Source organism: Streptomyces sp. NBC_00435 (assembly GCF_036014235.1).
Lineage (GTDB): Bacteria > Actinomycetota > Actinomycetes > Streptomycetales > Streptomycetaceae > Streptomyces.
This window is the reverse complement of record NZ_CP107924.1, coordinates 6,770,288-6,794,712: the sequence shown is the minus strand read 5'-3', so window position 1 is coordinate 6,794,712 and position 24,425 is coordinate 6,770,288. Positions and strand designations below refer to the sequence as shown.

Genomic DNA, 24,425 nt, shown 5'->3' with positions numbered 1-24,425 from the left:
ACCTGGGGCTTTTCCTGACCGTAACATCAGGGCCCGTTTTCCCGCGGCAATGCCGTGATCCGGCCCATTTGGCCCACTGCCCGCGCACCGCCCGACACGCCGCGTGGCCAGTTCCGCAACAGCTTGGCCAGAACCATTGACTGAATTTTCAGTTCGGTGGAGGATGCGGGCACTCCCTCACGAACTGACTAAATTTTCAAACAGGAGAGATCATGACCAGTTTCCGGATGCCGGCCGAATGGACCGAACACGAAGGCTGCCTGATGGCCTGGCCCACCCGTCAGGAACTGTGGGGCGAGGTCTTCGACGAGGTCAAGACCGAGTACGCCCAGGTCGCCGCCGCGATCGCCGCCTTCGAGCCGGTCACCATGGTCGCCCTTCCCGGCGCCGGTGACGAGGCCCGTGCGCTGTGCGGGCAGGGCGTCGACGTGATCGAGCTCCCGCTGGACGACTCCTGGTTCCGCGATTCCGGCCCGATCTTCGTCCTCGGCCAGGACGGCCGGCGGGCGGGCGTGGACTTCCGGTTCAACGCCTGGGGCGGCAAGCACTTCCCCTACGACACCGACGACAAGATCGCCGCGGCCCTGCTGCAGCACTTCGGTGTGGACCGGATCGACTCCCGGATGATCCTCGAGGGCGGTGCGATCACCGTCGACGGCGAGGGCACCTTGATCACCACTGAGCAGTGTCTGCTGCACCCGAACCGCAACCCGGACATGACCAAGGAGGAGATCGAGGCCGAGCTGATCGCCCGCCTCGGTGTCACCAAGGTGATCTGGCTGCCGTACGGCGGTCTGCTGGACACCGAGACCGACGGCCACGTGGACGGTGTCTGCGCGTTCGTCGCCCCCGCCACGGTGCTCGTGCAGCTGCCGAGCGACCCCGCCCACCCCGACTACGAGCGCATGCGCGCCAACCGCGCCGTCCTGGAGGGGTCCACCGACGCCGCCGGCCGTCCCTTCACGATCATCGACCTGCCGCAGAGCTCGTTCGTCGACGTCGACGGCACGGAGACCGAGGTCGGCTACCTGAACTTCTACATCGCCAACGGCGGAGTCGTCGTCCCGGTCGCGGACACCCCCGAGGACGAGGGCGCCCTCGCCGTCATCGCGGCCGCACTGCCCGGCCGCAAGGTCGTCGGAGTCCGCTCGCGCGTGATCGCGTACGGCGGCGGCGGCGTGCACTGCATCACCCAGCAGGTCCCCGCCGCGGGCCGTACCGCCTGATCCGCTCGCCCCCTTCGCCGTGCCCGGGCCGGCGGCCCGCCCGAGTCCCTCCACTCGCCTCCGCGGGCCACCCGGTCCGTACCTCCCCGCCCCGCATGGAAGAGAGCACCGATGCCCAGAGCCCTTCCCCTGACCGGAGCCGCCGGGTCCACCCGCAGCCGGTCCACCCGCCGCCGGTACGCGCTCCCCGTCGCCGCGCTGGCCGCGGTCAGCCTGCTCGCGGCCTGCGCCGGCCCGCCCAAGGACGGCGGCGCCAAGACGGACACCGCCTTCACGCTGTCCGCCGGTACCCCCGACGCCGCCGGCGAACTCGACTCCTTCACCTGGGCCCTGTACGCGGAACCCCCGACGCTGGACTGGATCGCGGCCTTCGACTACCCGCAGAACACGATCCTGTCGAACGTCTGCGAGAGCCTGATGCGGTGGACCCCGCAGCTCACCACGGTCCCGGGCCTGGCCGAGAAGGCCACCAACCCGACCCCCCTCACCTGGGTCTACGACCTGCGTGCGGGCGTGCACTTCCACGACGGCTCCGTGATGACCGCCGACGACGTGGTCTTCAGCCTCGGCCGGCAGACGGACCCCGCGAACGGCGCGGCCTGGGCCAGCCAGTTCGAGAACGTCGAGTCCGTCAAGAAGACCGGCCCGCTCCAGGTGACGGTCTCGCTGAAGCAGCCCGACTCGCAGTTCCCCCAGTACATGGCGACCGCCGCGGGCGTGGTGGCCTCCAAGGCGGGCGTGGAGAAGGCCGGCGAGAACTACGGCACCACCGGCAGCCTCGACTGCACCGGCCCCTTCGAGCTGGGCACCTGGAACAAGGGCCAGTCGGTCGAGCTCCAGCGCTTCGACGGTTACTGGGGCACCAAGGCCAAGTCCGCGAAGGCCGTCTTCACCTTCCTGACCGACCCCTCCGCCCGTACCAACGCCCTGCTGAGCGGCGAGGCCGACGGCGGCTACCTGATCCCCACCGAGAGCTACGCCCGGCTGCGTGCCAGCGGCGCGGGAACGCTCTACTTCGGCGAGGGCCTCAGCACCGTCAACGTCAACGTCACCAGCATGAAGGGCGCCCTCGGCGACGTCCGCGTCCGCCGAGCCCTGTCCCTGGCCCTGGACCGCCGCGGCTTCGTCAAGGCGGGTCTGGGCGGCGCGGGCACCGTGACCACCTCGCTCACCACCAAGGCCGCCTGGGCCGCGGCGCCCGAGAACCTCCGTACCTCCGCCTTCACCGGTCTCCCCTCCCCCGAGCAGAACATAGACGCGGCCAGGCGGATGATCGAGGAGGCGGGCGCCACCGGCAAGACGGTGACCATCGCCACCAGCTCGATCGGCCAGGACGTGTCCCTGCTGGCCACCGCGGTCCAGGACGCCGGCACCAAGATCGGCTTGAAGGTCGAGCTGAAGACCATCGCCCCCAACGCCTTCACCTCGCTGTTCACCGACGCCAAGGCGCGCGAGGGCCTGGACATGTTCCCGGAGACGTACTACGACTCCGTCACGGACCCGATGGACCTGCTGAGCAACTTCAAGACCGGGGCCTACCAGAACTACGCCGGTTACAGCGACGAGGCCTACGACGCCCTGACCGACAAGGCCCGGTCCGAGTACGACCCCGCCAAGCGCTTCTCGGCGGCCGTCGAACTGCAGAAGAAGGCGTCCGACCAGTTGCTGTGGATCCCGGTCGCCGAATGGCCGACCGCCGTCTTCCTGGGCAAGCGGATCACCGGCGCGCCCACCACCATCTCCTACCTCTACTACCCGTGGGCCGCGGACGTCGGGGCGGCCGCGCGATGAGTTTCCTGCGCTTCGCCGTACGGCGGCTGGCCGAGATGGCCGCCACCCTGCTCGGCGCCTCCTTCGTCATCTTCGGCGCCCTGTACCTGGCCCCGGGCAACCCGGCGAGCTTCCTGCTCGGTGGCCGCTCCGCCTCCCCGGAGGCCCTGGAAGCGATCAACGAGCACTACCACCTGAACGACCCGTTCGCCGTCCGGTACCTGCGCTGGCTCGGCCAGGTGCTGCACGGGGACTTCGGCCGCTCGATCACGTACCGCACGGACGTGTCGCGGCTGCTGGCCGACCGGCTGCCCAACACCCTGATGCTGATCTCGATGGCGCTCGTGCTGGTCCTCGTGCTCGGGCTGCTCCTGGGCTGGATCGGCGCGGTCCGCGGCGGGGCCGCCGACTCGGCGATCCTGGTGACCACCACCTTCGCCATCGGCACCCCGTCGTTCGTCGCGGCCGTCCTGCTGCAGGGCCTGTTCGCGGTGCGGCTGGGCTGGTTCCCCACCGGGGGCGCCGGTGACGGGTTCGGGTCGATGCTGTGGCACCTGACCCTCCCCGCCGTCGCGCTGGCGCTCTACCTGATCGGCATGCTCGCCCGGGTCACCCGCGCCGCGATGCTCGACGTCCTGGGCCAGGAGCACGTCACGGTCGCCCGCAGCCGGGGCGTCCGCGAAAGCCTGGTGATCCGCCGGCACGTGTTCCGCAACGCGCTGGGGACCGTGCTCACCACCGGCGGGCTCATCGTCTCCACCCTGCTGGTCTGCACCGTGCTGGTGGAGTCGGCGTTCAGCGTGGGCGGCATCGGTCAGCTCCTCGAACTGTCCACCACCACCAAGGACTTCCCCACCGTGCAGGCCATCTCCCTCATCATGGTCGCGCTGTTCATGACGGTGAACCTCGTCGTCGACCTGCTCCATCCGCTGGTCGACCCCCGGGTCTCCCTCGGGCCTTCGAAGAAGGCCGCGTGAGCGCCGTCCTGGTGCGCCGGCCGGGCCTCGCCCGGCTCCGGACCTCCCGCGCCCCTCTCTCCCTGCTCTGCGCCGGGTTCGTCACCCTCGTCGTCCTCGTCGCGGTGCTCGCCCCCTGGACCGCGCCCTACGACCCCAACGCCGTCGACCTGGGCAACGCCCTCGCGGGCCCCTCCGCCGACCACCTCCTCGGAGTCGACTCCTCCGGGCGCGACACGTTCTCGCGGCTGGTCCTGGGAGCCCGCACCTCACTCCTCGGCCCGCTCGGCGTCGTCGTCTTCTCCACCTTGACCGGCGTGGCGATCGGCACCGCCGCGGCCTGGCGGGGCGGCTGGCTGGACTCGGTGCTCTCCCGCAGCACCGAGCTGGTCTTCGCCTTCCCCGGCATGCTCCTGGCCATCCTGATCGTCTCGGTCTACGGCGAGGGGCTGCTCGCACCCGTCCTCGCCCTGGCCATCGCCTACCTGCCCTACGTCAGCCGGCTCACCCGCTCCCTCGTCCTCGCCGAACGCTCCCGCCCGTACGTCGAGGCGTACCGGGTGCAGGGCCACTCGGGGACGCAGATCTGCCTGCGCCACGTGGTCCCCGCGGTCATGCCCGTCGTCCTCGCCCAGTCCACGATCAACTTCGGCTACGCCCTGATCGACCTGGCCGGTCTGTCCTTCCTCGGACTGGGCGTACCGGCCCTGACCCCCGACTGGGGCCGCATGGTCTTCGACGGAAACGCGGCCATCCAGGCCGGCTACCCGCTCTCGGCGGTCGTGCCCTGCGCGGCCATCGTGCTGACGGTCGTCGCCTTCAACGTCGTCGGTGAACGCTGGGCCGACAAGGTCTCCAGGAGGGACCGATGAGAGCGCTGAGCACCCTGGAGATCCAGGGGCTGCGACTGCACCTGCCGGACACCGCCCGGCCCGTCCTCGACGGAGTCGACCTCACCGTCGCAGCGCGGGAGACCGTGGCACTGGTCGGCGAGTCCGGTTCCGGCAAGAGCCTGACCTCGCGGAGCGTGCTGCGGCTGCTCCCCCGCGGCGCCCGCACGGAGGGCGAGGTCCGGGTGGCCGGCGACGACGTGCTGACGATGTCCTCCGCCCAGCTGCGGGTACTGCGCAGCGGCACGGCGGCGATGATCTTCCAGGACCCGCGGGCGGCCGTCAATCCGATGCGCCGGGTCGGCGACTTCCTCACCGAGAGCCTGCGCCTGACCGCCAAGGCCTCCAAGGAGGCCGCCGGGGAGCGGGCGGTGGCGATGCTGGAGGCCGTGGGCCTCACGGCCGCGGCGCTGCGGAAGTACCCCGGGCAGCTCTCCGGCGGCATGCTGCAACGCGTCGTCATCGCGGCCGCGTTGATGGGCGATCCCGCGCTGATCCTCGCCGACGAACCCACCACGGCACTGGACGTCACCTCGCAGGCCGAGGTGGTCGCCCTCCTCGGTGATCTGCGCGAACGCTTCGGCACCGGGCTGCTGTTCGTCACCCACGACCTCGGCCTCGCCGCCGCGATCAGCGACCGGGTGTACGTGATGTACGCGGGCCGGATCGTGGAAACGGGCCCGGCGGACGACCTGTTCGCCCGTCCCCGCCATCCGTACACGGTCGCGCTGCTGAACTCCACCCCGCGCCTGGACGCGCCCCGGGGGCGGCTCGCCGCGATCGAGGGCCGGCCGCCGAGCCTGCGCGAGGGGCTGACCGGATGCCCCTTCGCCGCGCGCTGCGAGCTCGCGACCGACGTGTGCACCCGGGAGGCGCCGGCACTGCTCCCGGTCGCCGGCGAACCGGGACGCCTCGCCTCCTGCCACCACGGCGACCTGATCGTGGAGCGGGAACGGGCGGGGACGCAGCGGAAGGAACTCCACCCATGAGGACCGTGAGGATCTTGACGAGCGAGCCCACCGGGCCGACCCCGGCGCCCCGCCCGGGCGAGCCCGCGCGGAGTGCCGGGCCGCGGACCGTTCTCGAGGTCGCGGGCCTGCACCGGGCCTACGGCAGCGTCCGGGCCGTGGACGACGTGTCCTTCCGGCTGGCCGAGGGCGGCTCCCTGGGCATCGTCGGCGAATCGGGCTCGGGCAAGACGACCACCGCCCGCATCGTGGTCGGCCTGGAGCACGCGGACTCGGGCCGGGTCCTGATCCACGGCCGTGACCGGGGCGAACACCGGCGCGGAAAGGCGGGGCGCCTGGAGCGGGCCCGGGAGATCCAGATGGTCTTCCAGGACCCCTTCCTGTCCTTGGACCCGCGCACCACGGTGGGCGGGGCGATCCGGGAGACCCTGAGACTGCACTTCCCCGGCGCCGACCACACCCGCCGGATCACCGAACTGCTCGAACAGGTCGGGCTCGGCTCCCGCGAGGCGGACGCCCTGCCCCGGCAGCTGTCGGGCGGACAGCGCCAACGCGTGGCGATCGCCCGCGCGCTGGCGGTCGAGCCCTCCGTCCTCGTCCTCGACGAGGCGGTGGCCGCCCTGGACGTCTCGGTGCAGGCGCAGATCCTCAACCTGCTCTTCGACATCCGCGAACAGACCGGCATCGGCTACCTGTTCATCACGCACGACCTCGGCGTCGTGCGCTGCGTCACCGATGACGTGATCGTCATGCGGAGCGGCCGGATCGTCGAGTCGGGCCCGACGGCACAGGTACTCGCCGACCCCCAGCACCCTTACACGCGCCTGCTCCTGGAATCCGTACCCCGCCCGGGGTGGGACCCCCGGCGCATCGCCGCTGCGCGCCGCGCTCTGTAAAGGGGGGCGCGGGTGCGGCGGCGCCCACGCCCATCGGTTCATCAGATCCACGCATTCGCGCACCCCTCATGACTGATCGGAGATCAGAGATGAACGAGCACGTAGCCAGGAAGCTGGACAGACGCGGGTTCCTCACGGCCGCGGGCCTCACGGCCGCCGGGGCCGCCCTGGCATCGGTCGGCGGGCAGGCCTTCGCAGCCGTCCGTCCGTCGGCCGCGGCGGCGGCCGGGGCGGCGGCCGGGGCCGGAGCCGGGGGCTTCGCCGTGCCGATCGACACCGTCCGGCACACCCGGACCTGGATGGCGTGGCCCGACAGCTCCGCCATCTGGGGCGGCAAGCTCTCCGGGGTCCAGGCGAACATCGCGCTCATCGCGAAGACCATCGCGAAGTACGAGCCGGTCGTCATGTGTGCCAACGCCGCGAGCCTCTCGAAGGCGAAGAGCGCCTGCGGTTCGGCCGTCACCGTCATCAGTACGATCCCGGTCGACGACTGCTGGATACGCGACAGCGGCCCGGTGTTCCGCACCAACGGATCCGGCGGCCTGGACGCGGTCGGCCTGAACTTCAACGGCTGGGGCAACCAGCAGACCCACGCCAAGGACGCCCTGGTCGCCGGGCGGGTCGCCGCCTACGCCGGAGTGCCGTTCAGCACGGCCTCCTTCACCGGGGAGGGCGGCGCGGTGGAGACGGACGGCGCCGGCACCCTGATGGCCACCCGCAGCTCCCTGATCAACCCGGACCGCAACCCGGGTGTGAGCCAGGCCCAACTGGAAGCGGCCATGTGCGCCGCCTTCGGTGCCTCCAAGGTCGTCTGGTTCAAGGGCGTCCTCGGCAGGGACATCACCGACGACCACGTCGACGCGACCTCCCGGTTCCTCGCCGAGGGGGCGGGGCTCGTACAGATGCCGCTCGCGAAGGACACCGACGCCTGGTCGAACGACGCGCGCCGGCAGTACCAGATCCTGTCGACCACGACCAACGCCCAGGGCCACACGGTCGCGGTGACCAAGCTGCAGGGGCCGGACTACGACAGGATCCGCTCCACCAACCCCGACTTCGTGGCTGCCTACGCCAACTACTACGTGTGCAACGGCGCGGTCATCGCCCCGCAGTTCGGTGACAGCACCGCGGACGCGGCGGCCAGGAGGACCCTCCAGCAGATCTTCCCGGGCCGGGTCGTCGAGCAGCTCAACATCGACAGCCTCGGAGGGGGCGGCGGCGGCATCCACTGCGTCACCCAGCAGCAGCCGGTCGCGTAACGAATCCCCCAGCACCGGAACACTGGGCCGCCGGACCGCCAGGCCGTCGGCACGGTAGGAACGTACGGCCTCCCGCGGTCCGCGGGGGGCCGTACGGCGTTTCGCGGCACGTGGCCGCCACCGGCCCGGCCGGGTCGGCCGGTTGGCGGGCTACACGTCGTCCCAGGCCATCGCGCTCATCCGCCAGCCGGCAGGGGTCCGGACGAACTGGGTGGTCTTGCGGCCCGAGCCCTCGAACCATTCGCCTTCGAGGTAACCGGACTTGCCGTACTCGCTGAACCGGTGCGCGATCGACCCGAAGATCTCGGTCCGCTCGGCGACTTCCCATTCGTGGAACTCGGTCAGCGTCCCGTCGGTGAGGATCTTCTCCCGGGGCTCGACGAACGAGTCGAGGTCGTAGACCACGGGCTCGGCCCCGACGTTCTTGATGATCATTCCCTGCGGAATGAACACCTCGCGGATCGCGTCGAGGTTCGGCCGCGCGCCGGCGGTATTGGTGAACGCGCCGAGGAAGACGCGCATCAGCTCGTCGAGTTCGGCCTTGACTCCGGACACGGGGACCCCTCCCACAGTGGAACGCAAAAGAACCCCACCGAAGTGGGGTTCTCGCTTGTGTCCGAGGGGGGACTTGAACCCCCACGCCCGATAAAGGGCACTAGCACCTCAAGCTAGCGCGTCTGCCATTCCGCCACCCGGACCAGGTGATCGGCCCCGGTTTCCCGCGGCGACATGGACAACAATAGCAAAGGTTCGGCGGGGTTCCGACCAGGTATTTCGACCGGCCTGGGTTCGACGCGCCGCGCTGACCTGCGGGCATGTCCGGGGCGGACCCCGCGGGCCGAGCGAGACGTTACGTCTCGCCACTGGTGGCGGTGTTGACGCGCTCCCCTGTCACCGGGTCGCCGGGACCCGAGAGCTCCCGGATGCTGATACCCGCTGGACAGCGGCGTTCCGAGGCGATCGGATGGGCGCCGCACGTTTGAGTCCAGGGGGAATCACGTATGGAATCCGAGCATCGCGTCAGCACGCTGGAGCTCTTCTTCGACCTCGTCTTCGTCTTCACCATCACCCAGCTGACGGTGCTGCTCGCGGACGACCTCACCCCGCGCGGCGCCGCGCGGGTGCTGCTGATCTTCACGGTGCTGTTCTGGATGTACGGCGGCTACGCCTACCTGACCAACCAGGTGCCCCCCGACCGGCCCGTGCGCCGGCTGCTGCTCCTGCTCGCCATGGGCGCGTTCCTCGTGTGCGCGCTGGCCGTGCCGACGGCCTTCGGTGACGGCGGGGTCGCCTTCGGGCTCGGCTACCTGGTCGTCGTGATCACGCACAGCGCGCTGTACAGCCAGGCCCACGGGCGCGGGGTGCTGTGGTTCGCGCTGCCGAACTCGCTGTCGGCGCTGTCAGTGACGGCCGCCGGGCTCTTCGACGGGGCCGCGGCCCTGGGGCTGTGGGCGCTGGCGCTGCTGTTCCAGTTCGTCACGCCCGCCATCTCGCGGCGGGCGACGGCCTCCGGAGCCGGTGCGGCCGCCGGGACGACCATCGAGGAGCAACTCGGCGGGATCGGCGCCGCGCACTTCGTGGAGCGGCACGGGCTGCTGCTGATCATCGTGTTCGGTGAATCGGTGATCGCGATCGGCATCGGGGTGGGATCGCTGCCGCTGACCTTCGGGATCGCCGCGGGCGCCTTCCTGACGCTGGCCGTCGGGGCCGCCCTGTGGTGGATGTACTTCGTGCGCGACGAGGGGCGCGCCGAGCACGTCTTCGCGAGCACTCCCCCGGAACGGCGTTTCAAGCTGGCGCTGCGCGCGTACTACTACGCCTTCATCCCGATGCTGCTCGGCATCGCCGCGTTCTCGGCGGGCGTGAAGAAGAGCATCGGGCACCTGGGCGAACAGCTGCCGGCCGGCCCCGCCCTCGCGCTCGCGGGCGGCGTCGCCTGCTATCTGGCCGGGGACGTCGCCTTCCGGCTGGTGCTGGGGATCCGGCCCGTACGGTTCCGCGCGCTCGCGGTGGCACCCGTACTGGCGACCGCCGGGGCCGGGATGCGGCTCGGGGCCGCCTGGCAGCTGAGCGGGCTCGTCCTGGTGCTCCTGGCCGCGTTGGCGGCGGAGGTCCGGGGCACGCGGCCGGCGGCCTCGGCCGGGGCTTCGCTTCGGCCGGAGGGCTCCGCCTGAGCCGGGGCCGGCTCCGCCGGGGCCGGGGCTACGGGCAGCGGATGACCTGGCCGGCGTAGGAGAGGTTGCCGCCGAAGCCGAAGAGGAGGACGGGCGCCCCGGAGGGGATCTCCCCGCGCTCGACCAGCTTGGACAGGGCCATCGGGATGGAGCCGGCCGAGGTGTTGCCGGAGTCGACGACATCGCGGGCGACGACGGCGTTGACGGCGCCGATCCTGGCGGCGAGCGGCTCGATGATCCGCAGGTTCGCCTGGTGCAGGACGACCGCGGCCAGGTCCTCGGGGGTGACCCCGGCCTTCTCGCAGACCTTGCGGGCGAGCGGGGGGAGCTGGCTGGTGGTCCAGCGGTAGACGGCCTGGCCCTCCTGGGCGAAGATCGGCGGCGAACCCTCGATGCGGACCGCATGGCCCATCTCGGGCACCGAACCCCACAGGACCGGGCCGATGCCCGGCTCCTCGCAGGCCTCGACCACGGCCGCGCCGGCGCCGTCGCCGGTCAGGACGCAGGTGGTGCGGTCGGTCCAGTCCGTGATCGCGGTCATCTTGTCGGCGCCGATCACCAGGGCGCGGGTGGCGGCGCCGGCCCGGATCGCGTGGTCGGCGGTGGCCAGGGCGTGGGTGAAGCCCGAACAGACGACGTTGATGTCCATGACGGCGGGGTGGCCGCCCATGCCGAGCTTGGCCGCGACGCGGGCGGCCATGTTGGGGGAACGGTCGATCGCGGTCGAGGTGGCGACGAGGACGAGGTCGATGTCGTCCGGGGTCAGTCCGGCGCTCGCGAGGGCCTTGCCGGCGGCCTGGTAGGCCAGCTCGTCGACCGGCTCCTCGGGGCCCGCGATGTGGCGGGTCCTGATCCCGACGCGGGAGCGGATCCACTCGTCGTTGGTGTCCACCATGGCCGCGAGGTCCTCGTTGGTGAGCACTTTCGCGGGCTGGTAGTGCCCTAGCGCCACCACGCGTGAACCGGTCATGGGCGGGGTCCCCCCTTGTAAGGCAGTCAGGATGTACCAGCTTTGCCTGCTACCGACGGGTACGAGGGCGCGTGACCCGACAGGATTAGGTGCCCTGAATTTGGAGCTTCCCGAGGATCTTCCAGCCGGGGAAGGTACCCGAAGCGGATCCGGGAGAATGGACGACCCAGGCGCATGACAAGGACAGAACGGGTGGGCTGATCACATGGGACGGGTCACCGAACGCCGTCGCGTCGTCCGGATCCGGAATGGCGTGGCGGGCTCCCGGGCGGACACCCTGGTGGCCGAAGAGCCGCTGGAGATACGACTGAACGGCAAACCGCTGGCCATCACGATGCGGACCCCGGGTGACGATTTCGCGCTCGCCGTGGGCTTCCTGGCCAGCGAGGGCGTCCTCGGCTCGGCCTCCGACGTCCGGGCGGTGACCTACTGCGAGGGCGCCACCGAGGACGGATCGAACACCTACAACGTGGTGAACGTACAGCTGGCCCCGGGAGTTCCGGTGCCGGACATCACGCTGGAGCGGAACGTCTACACCACCTCCTCGTGCGGCCTGTGCGGGAAGGCCAGCCTGGACGCCGTGCGCACGGCGACCCTGTTCCCGGGGCTCGCGGACGATCCCGTACGGGTGAGCGCGCGGGTCCTCGGTGAGCTGCCGGACCGGCTGCGCGCGGAGCAGAAGGTGTTCGACCGCACGGGCGCGCTGCACGGTGCCGGGCTGTTCTCGGCGGAGGGCGGGCTGATCGACGTACGGGAGGACGTGGGGCGGCACAACGCGGTGGACAAGCTCGTCGGGCGGGCGCTGCGGCACGGGCGGCTGCCGCTGGCGGGCACGGTCCTGCTGGTGTCGGGCCGGGCCTCCTTCGAGCTCGCGCAGAAGGCTGTGATGGCGGGCATTCCGGTCCTCGCGGCCGTCTCCGCGCCGTCCTCGCTGGCGGTGGACCTGGCTCTGGAGTCGGGGCTGACGCTCGTCGGGTTCCTGCGGGGCGGGGACATGAACATCTACGCGGGCGAGGAGCGGATCGTCCTGGCGCAGTGAGGCCGCCGCGGGGCGGGGGCATCGAGCGGGGGCCGATGCCGGCCCCCGCCCCGCCGAGGACTACTTCCGCTTGTCGGCCGGGACGCCGGCCCCGGTGTGCGCGGTGCCAGGCTTCGCCTCGACGGTCTGGCTGTACGGGTTGGCCTTGGAGGCGGGCTCGATCTTCTTGGCGGCCACGTGGTCGGCGCCCGGGGCGGCCTCGACCGTCTTCTGCGGCGCGGCCTTGCCACCGCCGTCCGCGGCGTTGGCGACGCCACCGCCGAGGGCGAGGGTGCCGAGCAGGACGGCGGCCGAGGTGGCGGCGATGCGCTTGCTGATCTTCATGGGGGGAGCTCCTTGCCATGGGGGGGGTTCGACTGACACCCCGAAGCTAGAAGAAGGCGACATTTCGCCGCTCTAACGCTTTCGGCCCCCGAACCCCCTCCGCGCTTACGGCGTCCCGACCGGGCCCCGCGCGCCCCCGTCGGCTTTTCAGCGCCCCCGGCGGCCGCGGCGGGAGCCCGGTGCGGCCGGCTTCGGGATCGGGGGGTCGATGCGGTGCAGATCGAGGGTCGGCGGGACGGGGGTGGCTCCGGGGCCGCCGGATTCGGCCCAGGCGATGATCTCGTCGGTGGCGGTGTCGTCCAGGGCCCAGCCGAACCAGGTCGCGCGGGCGCCCCGGCGGCGGGCCTCGGTGGTGGGCTGCACCACGATGACGTTGGCCTGCGCGCACGGGCCGAGGCAGTCGGTCGTACGGACGGCCAGGCGCCCGCCGGAGGCCGCGGCGGCCTCGCGCAGCCGGGCCAGCTGGCCCGCGTGGTCGGTGCCGGGGTTCTTGCGGGGGTCGCCGCAGCAGCAGCCCCGGCAGACCACCAGGGTGCAGGGGCGCGGGGCGTGGGCGGAGAGCGGGCGTATCCAGGTCACCGCCGCACGTTACCGGGCCCGGGGGGACGGGGTGTTGGGGGGTTCGCGAGACCTCCGCCACATGCCCGGCCCAGGGGCCGAAGGGGTGGCCGGGCGGTTACGCGGTCGGTGCTGCCTGCGGGGCTTGCGCGGCCCGGGTGGCCTGCGCGGCCTCTGCCGCTTCCGCGGCTTCCGGGTCCTGGGCCCGGCGGCGCGCCAGGACCGCGCAGACCATCAGCTGTATCTGGTGGAACAGCATCAGCGGCAGCACGGCGAGGCTCGCCTGCGCGCCGAACAGCACGCTGGCCATGGGGAGTCCGGCGGCCAGGCTCTTCTTCGACCCCGCGAACTGGATGGCGATCCGGTCCTCGCGGCCGAATCCCAGGCGCTTCGCCCCGTACCAGGTGACCAGCAGCATCGCGGCCAGGATCACGGCCTCCACCCCCATCAGCACGCCGAGGCGCGGGACGCTGACCTGGTGCCAGATCCCGGCGACCACGCCCGCGCCGAAGGCGCAGTAGACGACGAGCAGGATCGAGCCGCGGTCCACGTAGCCGAGGACCTTCTTGTTGCGGACGAGGAAGCCGCCGACCCAGGGGCGCAGGGCCTGGCCGAGGAGGAAGGGCAGGAGCAGCTGGAGGACGATCTTCAGCAGCGAGTCGAGGGAGAAGCCGCCCGCGCTGTTGCCGAGCAGGCCGGCGGCGAGGAGGGGGGTGAGGAAGATGCCGATGAGGCTGGAGAAGGAACCGGCGCAGATGGCGGCGGGGACGTTGCCGCGGGCGATCGAGGTGAAGGCGATGGAGGACTGGATGGTCGAGGGGACCAGGCAGAGGAAGAGCAGGCCGCTGCAGAGCGGGCGCGTCAGGAGGGTGGGGACCAGCACCTGGGCGGCGAGGCCGAGGAGGGGGAAGAGGACGAAGGTACAGGCGAGCACGGTGAGATGGAGCCGCCAGTGCCGCATGCCGTCGAGGGCCTCACGAGTGGAGAGCCGGGCGCCGTAGAGGAAGAAGAGCAGGGCCACGGCCGCGGTGGAGGCGGCCTCCGCGACGGAGGCGGCCGCGCCCCGGGCGGGCAGCAGGGCGGCGACGCCGACGGTGGCCAGCAGGCCCAGGATGAACGGGTCCACGGGGAGCCGGGCGGGGAGGTGCGGGCGGCGCATGGGGATGCTCACTTGCTCGGGGCGGCTGGGGTGGGTCGGGGCGGGGTCGGGGCGGGGTCGGTCGGGCTTCCCTTCCATCGTGGACGGTGGGGTGGTGATCGGGAAACCCGTACACCGCTCTGACTGTCATCACGAATCGCGATGAACGGGCGTAGGGTGTCCGGTATGTACGACCCCGTTCAGCTGCGCACCTTCCTCACCGTCGCCCAGACGCTGAGCTTCACGCAGGCCGCCACCCGGCTCGGCGTCCGGCAGTCCACGGTCAGCCAGCACGTGCGGCGGCTCGAGGAGGCCACGGGCCGACCGCTGTTCCTCCGCGACACGCACAGCGTGGAACTCACGGAGGACGGCGAGGCCCTGCTCGGCTTCGCCCGTTCGATCCTCGAGGCGCACGAGCGCGCGGCGGCCTTCTTCACGGGGACCCGGATCCGGGGCCGGCTGCGCTTCGGCGCCTCGGAGGACTTCGTGCTGACCCGGCTGCCGGAGATCCTGGAGTCCTTCCGCCACGAGCACCCCGAGGTGGAGCTGGAACTGTCGGTGGAGCTGTCGGGAACCCTGCACGAGCGGCTCGACGCGGGGCGCCTGGACCTCGTACTCGCCAAGCGGCGCGGGGACGGGGACGAGCGGGGACGGCTCGTGTGGCGGGACCGGATGGTGTGGATCGGGGCGGAGGGGCTGCGGGTGGACCCGGACCGGCCGGTTCCGCTGATCGTGTTCCCGCCGCCGGGGATCACCCGGGCGCGGGCGCTGGACGTACTGCAGGCGGACGGGCGGCCGTGGCGGATCGCGTGTACGAGCGGCAGCCTGAGCGGTCTGGTCGCGGCGGCGCGGGCGGGGCTGGGCGTGATGGCCCACACCCGGGGGCTGATCCCGCCGGGGCTGGCCCGCGTGGGCGGCCTGCCGGAGCTCGGCCCGGTGGAGTTCGCGCTGCTGCGCGGCCCCCGCGTGTCACCCGCCGCGGAAGCCCTGGCCGCGGCGATCCTCTCGGGCGCGGACCGACTCACGCGCGCCGCGTAGCGGGGGTCCGCGAACCCGGCGCCGGAGGTGCCCCGCACAACCAGGACCCGGCGGTGCGCCGCGGGGGTCGGGCCTGCTCCCGCTGGGGCTCCGCGCCCGGGCTGGGGACGCGGCTCTCCCGACCGACCGGTCCGGGACCGGGACCGGGACCGGGACCGGGACCGGGACCGGGACCGGGGTGCCGCTGCCCTGCGGGGGTGTCCCCTACCCGCCCCTCCACCGTTCCCCGGGCGGAGCCCGGACCCTTGGACCCGGGCTCCGCCCGAGGCCCCTGGGGCTCCGCCCCAGACCCCGCTCCTCAAACGCCGGAGGGGCTGGAATTGCCCTGCGGGCATTCCAGCCCGCCTCACCGCAAGCACGTGCAGACCTGCACCGGCCAAAATCAAGCTCCGCCGGCAGTTGAGGCGCGGGCCGCGGGGCCGGGCGCCGGTGGTGGGGTGGTCGGGAATCGTTACCCGGCCACGGCCGGAATGTGCTGCCGGGCGGGAGCGCGTACGCCTAGGGTCGCCCTACGCCAACCGGCCCGCGCCGAGCGGCGATTCGTACGGAACGGGACATCGGGATACGGGGACGGGGCGCACATGAGGATCGCAGTACTCGGGACCGGCGAGGTCGGCCGGCAGCTGGCCGGGAAGCTCGTCGCGGTCGGACACCAGGTCACGATGGGATCCCGGACGGCGGACAACGCCGATGCCCGGAAGTGGGCCGGTGAGACCGGCGGCGCCCACGGGACCTTCGCCGACGCCGCCGCCTCCGCCGAGCTCGTCGTGAACGCCACCGGCGGGCTGGTCTCCCTCGCCGTGCTGGAGGCCGCCGGCGCCGCCAACCTCGAGGGGAAGACCGTCGTCGACGTCTCCAACGCACTGGACTTCTCCGAGGGCTTTCCCCCCAGGGTCGTCACCCCGGACGGCCACAGCATCGCCGAGCAGCTCCAGAAGGCGTTCCCCGGGGCCCGGGTCGTCAAGACCCTCAACACCATGAACAACGCCGTCATGGTCGAGCCCGGCCGCGTGCCCGGCCACCACAACGTGTTCGTCAGCGGCGACGACGCCGACGCGAAGGCCGAGACCGCCGCACTGCTGCGCTCCTTCGGCTGGGGGCCCTCCCAGATCATCGATCTGGGCGACCTGTCGAGCGCCCGCGCCACCGAGGCCCTGATGGCGTTGTGGCTGCGCCTCTACGGGGTGCTCGGCCCGGTGGACTTCAACCTTTCCGTGGTCACGGCCTAGACGCGCCGCTGGGGAGGTCTTGTGGAGGTCTCCCTTCCGTGATCACTTGCGGGGAGGCGTGGGATAGCGTCACCGCGCCGCACGGAGAGGAGCGGGACCTTGCACGAGATCACCGTCCCACCGGCCGTCACGGGCTCACCCGTCGGCGGTCTGGCCGATGTCGTCTTCCTCCACGCCCGCGAGGACCCCGGCCGGGTCGTGCTCGGCCGCAAGAGCGACGGGGTCTGGCGGGACGTGACCTCGGGCGAACTGGCCTCGGAGGTCGTCGGGCTGGCCAAGGGGCTGCTGGCGCACGGCATCCGCTTCGGGGACCGGGTCGCGATCATGTCCCGTACCCGGTACGAGTGGACGCTCTTCGACTTCGCCCTGTGGGCGATCGGCGCCCAGCCCGTCCCCGTCTACCCCAGCTCCTCCGCCGAGCAGGTCCACTGGATCCTGTACGACTCCGAGTGCACGGCCTGCATCGTCGAGGACGAGGACCAGGCCATGACCGTCGGGTCGGTCATCGAGCGGCTGCCGCGGCTGCGCCGGCTGTGGCAGCTGGACGCGGGCGCGGTGGACGGGCTCGTCCAGGACGGCCTGCAGGTGGCCGAGGACGTGGTGCACCGCCACCGGGGCGCCGTGACTCCCGACGCGACGGCCACCGTCATCTACACCTCGGGGACCACCGGGCGTCCCAAGGGCTGTGTGCTGACCCACGGCAACTTCATGTTCGAGGCCGACACGATGGTGACCCGCTGGGAGTCCGTCTTCCAGGCCGGGCCGGGCGAACAGCCCTCCACCCTGCTGTTCCTGCCGCTCGCCCACGTCTTCGGGCGGATGGTGGAGGTGGCGGCCGTCCGCTCCCGCGTGAAGCTCGGGCACCAGCCGGTGCTGGCGGCGGCCGAGTTGCTGCCGGACCTCGCCGCGTTCCGGCCGACGTTCGTGCTCGGGGTCCCGTACGTCTTCGAGAAGGTGTTCGCCGCCGCCCGCCGCAAGGCCGAGGCGGAGGGCCGCACCGGCCCCTTCGACCGGGCGGTGGACACGGCCGTACGGTACGCGGAGGCGCGCGAGCAGAAGGCGTTCGGCCTCGGGCCCGGGCCCTCGGCGAAGCTGCGCATGGAGCACCAGCTGTTCGAGAAGCTGGTGTACGGGAAGGTCCGCGACGCCCTGGGCGGCCGGGTCCGGCACGCCATGTCGGGCGGGTCCGCGATGTCGCGGCGGCTCGGGCTGTTCTTCGACGGTGCCGGGGTCACGGTCTTCGAGGGGTACGGGCTGACGGAGTCCTGCGCGGCGGCCACCGCGAACCCGCCCGGGGCCACGAAGTACGGCACCGTCGGGCGGCCGATCCCCGGCAGTACGGTGCACATCGCCGAGGACGGGGAGATCTGGCTGCACGGCCGCCACGTCTTCGCCGGGTACCTGAACGACCCGCGCGCCACCGAGGAGGTCCTGCGCGACGGTTGGCTGGCCACCGGGGACCTGGGGCGTCTCGACGCGGACGGGTACCTGACGATCACCGGGCGCAAGAAGGAGATCCTGGTGACCTCCAACGGCAAGAGCGTGGCGCCGACGGCCCTGGAGGAGCGGGTCCGCTCGCATCCGCTCGTCTCGCAGTGCGTCCTGGTGGGCAACGACCGGCCCTTCATCGCGGCCCTGCTCACCCTGGACATGGAGGGGGTCGCACACTGGATGGCGATGCGCGGCCGCCCGCAGCTGCCGGCCGCGAACCTGGTGCTCGACCCCGATCTGACGGCGGAGGTGCGCCGGGCGGTGGTGGCGGCCAACACCCTGGTCTCGCAGGCCGAGTCGATCCGTACGTTCCGTGTCCTGGCCGAACAGTTCTCGGAGGAGCGTGGGCTGCTGACCCCCTCGCTGAAGCTGAAGCGGCGGGCGATAGAGGAGGCCTACTCCAAGGAGGTGGCGGCCCTCTACCAGTCCTGACGGGCGTACGACGCGATCGGCCCACCGGTCCGAACCGTTACCTGACGGGCCGTCACTTTACTTGTCGTTGATATTGACGATGCGTCAGGTCGCGCACAGAATGCGGGGATTCCGACGGAGGGGATCCACACATGTTGCGACCGATCCGCACCCTGGCCGCCGCGGCGGCGACGCTCGCGCTCGTATCCGCCTGCAACTCCGCCTCCAACAGCTCCTCCCCCGCCAAGCCGGGAGCCGCCGGCACCTCCCGCGGTGTGAGCGCCGAATCGATCAAGGTCGGCGGCATCGTGTCGATGACCAGCGCCAGTGGCTACAGCAAGAAGGACACCGACCTCGGGGCGAAGGCCCGCTACCTGAGAGCCAACGCCGAGGGCGGCGTCAACGGGCGCAAGATCGACTACATCGGCGCCGAGGACGACGGGCAGGACCCCGCCAAGAACCTGGCCTCGGCCCGCAAACTCGTCCAGCAGGACAAGGTCTTCGCGGTCTCCCCGATGAGCTCGGTCACCTTCTCCGGCGCCGACTTCCTGGAACAGGAGAAGGTCCCCACCTTCGGCTGGGGCACGCTCCCCTCCTTCTGCGGCCCCAAGTACATCTACGGATTCAACGGCTGCCTCGTCCCCACCCCCGGCGGAACGATCAACCAGACCTGGCCGGAGGGCATCGGCAAGGTGCTCGGCGGAGCCCAGGGCAAGTCCGTCGCGATCATCGCCAATGACAGCGACGCCGGGAAGTTCGGCGTGCGCACCTTCCAGCAGGGCTTCACCAGTGCCGGGTTCAAGGTCGTCTACGCCAAGGCCTCGGTGCCCGGCACCGCCGTGCCGAGCGACTGGTCGGCGTACGTCAAGGAGATCCTCGGGAGCAACGACGGCAAAGCCCCGGACGCCGTCGTCTCGGTCATGCAGACCCCCAACAACATCGGGCTGTTCACCTCGCTCAAGCGCAGCGGGTACAAGGGGCTGCTCTCCGACCCGACCGACTACGACCCGGGCCTGCTCGCCCAGGACGCCACCAGGCAGGCCCTCGACGGCGTGCACGTCCTGCTGCAGTTCGAGCCGTTCGAGTCGACGAACCCGAAGATGGCCCAGTTCAAGGCCGACATCAAGGCCGCCGCGGGCGGCAAGGACGTACCGCTCAACATGCACATGCTGACCGGCTACATGTCCGCCGACCTCTTCCTGTCCATCGCGCAGAAGGCCGGCAAGGACCTGACCGTCGAGTCCTTCCAGACCGCCGCGCAGGGCTTCTCCGACAACGCCACGCTCGTGGGCGACCGTTCGGAGCCCAAGGGCCAGAAGGACAGCTTCGGCTGCGGGGCGCTCGTCCAGCTGAAGAACGGCGCGTACGAGGTCTCCGTACCGTTCAAGTGCTACGAGCCCATCCCCTTCAAGTAGGGGTACGGGAATCCGCATGGGAGATCTGCTCGCCTTCGTACTGAGCGGTCTGGTGTCCGGCGCCCTGTACGCACTGCTCGCCACCGGGCTGGTGCTGTCGTACTCGGCGTCCGGGCTGTTCAACTTCGCGCACGGGGCCACCGCCTACCTGTCCGCGCTCGCCTTCTACGAACTCCACTCCGGGCTGGGCTGGCCGGCCGTCCCGGCGGCGCTGCTGGTGGTCCTCGTCCTGGCGCCCGGACTCGGCTGGGCACTGGACCGGCTGATGTTCCGCCGGCTCGCGCGGGTCGGCGAGACGGCGCAGATCGTGGCCACCATCGGCCTGCTGGTGGCCCTGCCCGCGGCCGGCCTGTGGGTGGTGGAACTGCTGCGGGACGCGGGCGCTCCGCTCGAGCCGGCGGAGAACCAGTTCGGGCTGCCCGGGGTGGGACCGAGCCCCGCGCAGTCCTGGCAGCTCACCGCCGACGTGGGCATCGACTCCGACCAGCTGATCACCTGGCTGGCCACGGCCGCGGTGGCGGTGGCCCTGTGGGTGCTGATGCGACACACCCGGCTCGGGCTGCGGCTGCGCGCGGCCGTCGACAACCGCTCGCTCACCGAGCTGCGCGGGATCGACGCCGACCGGCTGTCCTCGGTGGCGTGGATGATCGCCTCGGGACTGGCCGGGCTGGCGGGGGTGCTGGCGACACCGCTGCTCGGGCTGTCCGCGCACGACTTCACCCTGTTCCTGTTCGTGTCCGCCACGGCCGCGGTGATCGGACGGTTCGCCTCCGTACCGCTCGCGTTCGCGGGCGGGCTGGGGCTGGGGGTGCTGCAGAACCTGGTCGTCGGCTACGCCTCGTTCGCCGACTCCATCACCGGGTTCAGGACGGCCGTGCCCTTCCTGATCCTGTTCGGAGGGCTCCTCGTACTCACCCGTCGGGCCCGGACCGCCGGGACCGCCGCCGTGGACGTGGCCCCGGTGGATCACCTGGCCGGGGCCTCGTGGGGTCGGCGGTGGGGGGTGTGGGCCGGCCTGGGCCTGGCGCTGGGCATCGCGTTCTACACCGTGACCACGCCGTTCTGGAGCGGGCTCCTCGCCCAGGGGCTCGCGCTGGCCCTGGTGTTCATGTCCTTCACCGTGGTCACCGGGCTCGGCGCGATGGTGTCCCTGGCCCAGGGCACCTTCGTGACCGGGGCCGCGCTGGTGGCCGGGCTGCTGATGAGCCGCGGCTGGCCGTTCGTGGCGGCACTGGCGGTCGGGACCTGCGTGGCCGCCGTGCTGGGAGCGCTGGTCGCACTGCCCGCGCTGCGGCTCGGCGGGCGGTCCCTGGCACTGGCGACGCTGGCGCTGGCCTTCCTCGCGGACCAGGTGCTGTTCCAGATGCGGTGGCTGCGCAACGGGGACTCGGGGTGGTCCGTGCCGCGCCCGGTCGTCGGTCCGGTGGACCTCTCCGACGACCGGGCGCTGGGGGTGGCCCTGGTGGTCGTGGTCGCCCTGGTCGCGGCCGGCCTCAGCGCGCTGCGGGCCTCCCCTTCGGGCCGGGCGATGCTCGCCGTACGGTCGGCCCCCGCGGCCGCGATGGCCTCCGGGGTGTCCGTGCTGCGGACGAAGCTGCTGCTGTTCACCCTGTCGGCGGGGCTGGCGGGGTTCGGGGGCGTGCTGTATGCCTCGTACAACACCCGCATCACCGCCACGGACTTCACGGCGATGACCGGGCTGGTGTGGCTGGCGGTGGTCGTCGCGGCGGGGGTCCGCCGGCCCCAGTACGCGGTGGTGGCGGGGCTGGTCTTCGCCGTCGCTCCGCGGGTGATGGCGGACTACGTGACGGAGTCGGCGCACCTGCCGGTGATCCTGTTCGGGCTGGCGGGTCTGGCCCTGGCCAACGACCCGGACGGCTACTGCGCGGCCGTCCCGGTCCGGTTGGCGAAGCGCCGGGCGGCAGCCCTGGCCGGCGGGGCGGTCGGGGGCCGGGGGAATGCCGGGGGCCGGAGGGACGCCGGGGGTGTTCCCTCGGCCCGGGTCGGCGGCGGGGGGGGGGAAGGCCCCGCGGGGCCTTCCCCCACCCCGCCCCTTCCCGAAACCGGGGCTCCGCCCCGGGCCCCGGCCCGCAAACGCCGGGCGGGCTGGAATTCAGCCCCGCCGGCGTTCGAGGCGCGGGGGTCCGGAGGGACCGGGGCGCCGACCTCGGTGGGGGGTGGCCCCGCGGGGAGGGGACCCGCGCACGCCCTGGAGCTGCGCGGCGTGACCGCCGGGTACGACGGCGGGCTCGTGCTGCACGGTGTGGACCTCCTCGTCCGCAAGGGGGAGATCCTCGCGGTGCTCGGCCCGAACGGAGCCGGCAAGAGCACCGCCTGCCGGGTGGCGGCCGGCGCGCTGCCCGTCACCGGCGGGACCGTCCACGTCGGCGGCCGCGACGCCACCCGCGACGGAGCCGTGGGCCGCTCCCGGGCCGGGGTACTGCTCGCGCCCGAGGGCAGGGGGATCTTCCCCTCCCTCAGCATCGAGGAGAACCTGGCCCTGTACCTGAAGGACCCGGCCGAACGCGATGCCGTCTACGACCGGTTCCCCCGGCTCCGCGAGCGCCGTACCGTCCCCGCCGGGGCGTTGTCGGGCGGGGAGCAGCAGATGCTGGCCCTGGCACCGCTGTTGCAGCGGCCGCCCGGGGTGCTCATCGCGGACGAGCCCTCGCTGGGGCTCGCACCGCGCGTGGTGGACGAGGTGTACGGGCTGCTCACCGAGCTCCGCGCCGCCGGGACCGCGCTGCTGCTCGTGGAGGAGAAGGCGGCCGAGATCCTCGGGATCGCCGACACCGTCGCCTATCTCTCCCAGGGCCGTGTCTCCTGGTGCGGCCCTCGCTCCGAGGTGGAGGCGGACCGGCTGACCGAGGCCTATCTGGGGATGGCGACATGAGCGAGCACGAGCGCGACCACGTGCTGGAAGCCCGCGGCATCAGCGTCCGCTTCGGCGGGGTCAGGGCGCTGACCGGCGTCGACCTCGGGATCCGGGCCGGCGAGGTGTGCGGGCTGATCGGGCCGAACGGGGCCGGGAAGACCACGCTGTTCGACGTCCTGTCCGGGATCCGCCGCCCCGACCAGGGGCACATGATGCTCGACGGGACGGACATCACCCGCCGTTCGCCTGTCTGGCGGGCCCGGCACGGGATGCGCCGGACGTTCCAGCGCCAGCAGTTGTTCGGGCAGCTCAGCGTCGCGGACAACGTCCTCGTCGCGCAGGAGTGGCGGGGCGGGGGCGGAGGCTTCGCCGCCGATCTGGTCGCCTCGCCCACCCGGCGCCGCAAGGAGCGGGAGCGGCGGGAGCGGACCGCGCGGGTGCTCGCCGACTGCGGCATCGGCGCGCTCGGGGACTCGTACGCCGGCGGACTGCCGGTGGGACGGGCCCGGATGGTCGAGCTGGCCCGGGCCGTCGCCGATCCGCCCCGGGTGCTGCTGCTGGACGAACCCGCCTCGGGGATGTCCGCTCCCGAACGCGAGCAGCTGGCGGCGGTCGTGCGCCGGCTCGCCGCGGAGGAGGGCTGCGCGGTGCTGCTGGTCGAGCACAACGTGGCCTTCGTGATGGATCTCTGCACCCGGGTGGTCGTCCTGGACCTGGGAACGGTGCTCGCCGAGGGCACGGCCGCCGAGGTGCGGGCCGACGCACGGGTGCGGGAGGCGTACCTGGGGGCGTGAGGCCCCGGCCCAGGGGGCGCTGGCCCATTCCCGCCGTACGGATTTCACCCGTGCGGCGGGAATAGGCCACGCGGGAGTCCGGTTGTCGCCGGTCGTACGAGCCTTCGTACCAGCAGTCAGCACCCGTACCAGCGACGACTCGAGGAACGACCGACGTGAACCAGGTCCCCGGCATCAAGCTCAACAACGGCACGCTCATGCCCCAGCTCGGCTACGGCGTCTGGCAGGTCCCGGACGCGGAGGCGGAGCAGGCCGTCGCGACCGCGCTGGAGGCGGGCTACCGCAGCATCGACACGGCCGCCATCTACGGCAACGAGGTGGGCACCGGCAAGGCCGTCGCCGCCTCCGGGGTGCCGCGCGAGGATCTGTTCGTCACCACCAAGCTGTGGAACGGCAAGTCCGAGACCTGGGGCCGGGACGGCGTGCTGCGCGAGTTCGACGCCTCGCTGGCCAAGCTGGGCCTCGACGAGATCGACCTGTACCTGATCCACTGGCCGCGCCCGATGCGCGACGACTTCCTGACCATCTGGAAGACCTTCGAGGAGATCGCCGCGAGCGGCCGCGCCAAGGCCGTCGGCGTGTCGAACTTCCGCCCCGCCGATCTGGAGCGGCTCGGCGCGGAGAGCTCCCTGGTCCCGGCCGTGAACCAGATCGAGCTGCACCCGCTCTTCCCGCAGGACGAGCTGCGCGCCGTGCACGCCCGGCTCGGCATCGCCACCGAGGCCTGGTCCCCGCTCGGCCAGGGCAAGGAGCTCCTCACCCTGCCCGCCGTCGCCGCGATCGCCGGCAAGCACGGCCGCTCGGCCGCGCAGGTGGTGCTGCGCTGGCACCTGCAGCTCGGCAACGTCGTGATCCCCAAGTCCGTGACCCCCGCGCGGATCCGGGAGAACCTGGACGTCTTCGGCTTCGAGCTGGACGAAGCCGACATCGCCGCGCTGGACGCCCTGGGCGCGAGTGCGGCGGGCCGCCGGATCGGTCCCGACCCGGCCGAGTTCGACTTCTGA

Annotated in this window: 21 protein-coding genes and 1 tRNA gene; 16 read left to right on the top strand and 6 right to left on the bottom strand. The window is 72.2% G+C overall.

The features are described from left to right. Positions 1-212: 212 nt before the first annotated feature. The 7 genes from OG389_RS30675 to OG389_RS30645 all read left to right on the top strand — a co-directional run bounded on the left by OG389_RS30675 (position 213) and on the right by OG389_RS30645 (position 7,965). Positions 213-1,226, top strand: a complete 1,014-nt coding sequence (locus OG389_RS30675; RefSeq protein WP_328301700.1) for an agmatine deiminase family protein — start codon at positions 213-215, stop codon at positions 1,224-1,226. Between the two features lie 111 nt (positions 1,227-1,337). Then, positions 1,338-3,017, top strand: coding sequence for an ABC transporter substrate-binding protein (locus tag OG389_RS30670; protein WP_328301699.1), 1,680 nt, complete (start codon positions 1,338-1,340; stop codon positions 3,015-3,017). After that, a complete protein-coding gene (locus OG389_RS30665) occupies positions 3,014-3,973 on the top strand; it encodes an ABC transporter permease (RefSeq protein WP_328301698.1) in 960 nt (319 codons plus the stop codon). The genes OG389_RS30670 and OG389_RS30665 overlap by 4 nt, the downstream gene beginning before the upstream one ends. Further along, entirely contained in the window at positions 3,970-4,824 is an 855-nt protein-coding gene (locus tag OG389_RS30660) for an ABC transporter permease (protein ID WP_328301697.1), read from the top strand. The genes OG389_RS30665 and OG389_RS30660 overlap by 4 nt, the downstream gene beginning before the upstream one ends. After that, entirely contained in the window at positions 4,821-5,831 is a 1,011-nt protein-coding gene (locus OG389_RS30655) for an ABC transporter ATP-binding protein (RefSeq protein ID WP_328301696.1), read from the top strand. Before OG389_RS30660 ends, OG389_RS30655 begins: the two co-directional genes overlap by 4 nt. Continuing rightward, entirely contained in the window at positions 5,828-6,706 is an 879-nt protein-coding gene (locus OG389_RS30650) for an ABC transporter ATP-binding protein (protein ID WP_328301695.1), read from the top strand. The genes OG389_RS30655 and OG389_RS30650 overlap by 4 nt, the downstream gene beginning before the upstream one ends. Before the next feature lie 89 nt (positions 6,707-6,795). After that, a complete protein-coding gene (locus tag OG389_RS30645; RefSeq protein ID WP_328301694.1) occupies positions 6,796-7,965 on the top strand; it encodes an agmatine deiminase family protein in 1,170 nt (389 codons plus the stop codon). Between the two features lie 150 nt (positions 7,966-8,115). Here the strand turns inward: OG389_RS30645 and OG389_RS30640 are convergent, their stop codons facing one another. Together OG389_RS30640 and OG389_RS30635 are read right to left on the bottom strand one after the other, a co-directional pair. Continuing rightward, complete coding sequence (locus OG389_RS30640) at positions 8,116-8,520, bottom strand: DUF4440 domain-containing protein (protein ID WP_443059367.1); 405 nt, start codon at positions 8,518-8,520, stop codon at positions 8,116-8,118. A 58-nt stretch (positions 8,521-8,578) separates the two neighbouring features. Further along, positions 8,579-8,663 (bottom strand) — tRNA-Leu (locus OG389_RS30635). Positions 8,664-8,966: 303 nt separating this feature from the next. Between OG389_RS30635 and OG389_RS30630 the strand changes: the two genes are divergently transcribed. Then, positions 8,967-10,139, top strand: a complete 1,173-nt coding sequence (locus OG389_RS30630; protein WP_328301693.1) for a low temperature requirement protein A — start codon at positions 8,967-8,969, stop codon at positions 10,137-10,139. A gap of 28 nt (positions 10,140-10,167) precedes the next feature. Here OG389_RS30630 and OG389_RS30625 read toward each other — a convergent pair whose 3' ends face one another. Beyond that, positions 10,168-11,109, bottom strand: a complete 942-nt coding sequence (locus OG389_RS30625; protein ID WP_328301692.1) for a beta-ketoacyl-ACP synthase III — start codon at positions 11,107-11,109, stop codon at positions 10,168-10,170. A gap of 205 nt (positions 11,110-11,314) precedes the next feature. On the opposite strand from OG389_RS30625, the gene fdhD reads away from it, so the two are divergent. After that, complete coding sequence (gene fdhD, locus OG389_RS30620) at positions 11,315-12,148, top strand: formate dehydrogenase accessory sulfurtransferase FdhD (protein ID WP_328301691.1); 834 nt, start codon at positions 11,315-11,317, stop codon at positions 12,146-12,148. Positions 12,149-12,208: 60 nt separating this feature from the next. Here the strand turns inward: fdhD and OG389_RS30615 are convergent, their stop codons facing one another. The 3 genes from OG389_RS30615 to OG389_RS30605 form a co-directional block, all read right to left on the bottom strand. Continuing rightward, positions 12,209-12,472, bottom strand: coding sequence for a hypothetical protein (locus tag OG389_RS30615; RefSeq protein WP_328301690.1), 264 nt, complete (start codon positions 12,470-12,472; stop codon positions 12,209-12,211). Positions 12,473-12,619: 147 nt separating this feature from the next. After that, positions 12,620-13,051: a (2Fe-2S) ferredoxin domain-containing protein gene (locus OG389_RS30610; protein WP_328301689.1), complete on the bottom strand. Its 432-nt coding sequence runs from the start codon at positions 13,049-13,051 to the stop codon at positions 12,620-12,622. Between the two features lie 97 nt (positions 13,052-13,148). Beyond that, positions 13,149-14,189: a bile acid:sodium symporter family protein gene (locus OG389_RS30605; RefSeq protein WP_328301688.1), complete on the bottom strand. Its 1,041-nt coding sequence runs from the start codon at positions 14,187-14,189 to the stop codon at positions 13,149-13,151. Positions 14,190-14,354: 165 nt separating this feature from the next. Between OG389_RS30605 and OG389_RS30600 the strand changes: the two genes are divergently transcribed. From OG389_RS30600 to OG389_RS30570, 7 genes are all read left to right on the top strand, one after another. Next, positions 14,355-15,206 carry a LysR substrate-binding domain-containing protein gene (locus OG389_RS30600; RefSeq protein ID WP_328301687.1) on the top strand — a complete coding sequence of 284 codons (852 nt, stop codon included), beginning with the start codon at positions 14,355-14,357 and terminating at the stop codon, positions 15,204-15,206. 581 nt (positions 15,207-15,787) lie between these two features. After that, complete coding sequence (locus OG389_RS30595) at positions 15,788-16,435, top strand: NADPH-dependent F420 reductase (protein ID WP_328301686.1); 648 nt, start codon at positions 15,788-15,790, stop codon at positions 16,433-16,435. A 99-nt stretch (positions 16,436-16,534) separates the two neighbouring features. Next, positions 16,535-18,358, top strand: coding sequence for an AMP-dependent synthetase/ligase (locus OG389_RS30590; RefSeq protein WP_328301685.1), 1,824 nt, complete (start codon positions 16,535-16,537; stop codon positions 18,356-18,358). Positions 18,359-18,489: 131 nt separating this feature from the next. Further along, a complete protein-coding gene (locus OG389_RS30585) occupies positions 18,490-19,752 on the top strand; it encodes an ABC transporter substrate-binding protein (RefSeq protein ID WP_328301684.1) in 1,263 nt (420 codons plus the stop codon). A 16-nt stretch (positions 19,753-19,768) separates the two neighbouring features. Beyond that, positions 19,769-22,645 (top strand): ABC transporter permease subunit, encoded by a 2,877-nt coding sequence (locus OG389_RS30580; protein WP_328301683.1) that lies wholly within the window; start codon positions 19,769-19,771, stop codon positions 22,643-22,645. Beyond that, complete coding sequence (locus OG389_RS30575; RefSeq protein ID WP_328301682.1) at positions 22,642-23,421, top strand: ABC transporter ATP-binding protein; 780 nt, start codon at positions 22,642-22,644, stop codon at positions 23,419-23,421. The genes OG389_RS30580 and OG389_RS30575 overlap by 4 nt, the downstream gene beginning before the upstream one ends. Before the next feature lie 155 nt (positions 23,422-23,576). Further along, positions 23,577-24,425, top strand: a complete 849-nt coding sequence (locus OG389_RS30570) for an aldo/keto reductase (protein ID WP_328301681.1) — start codon at positions 23,577-23,579, stop codon at positions 24,423-24,425.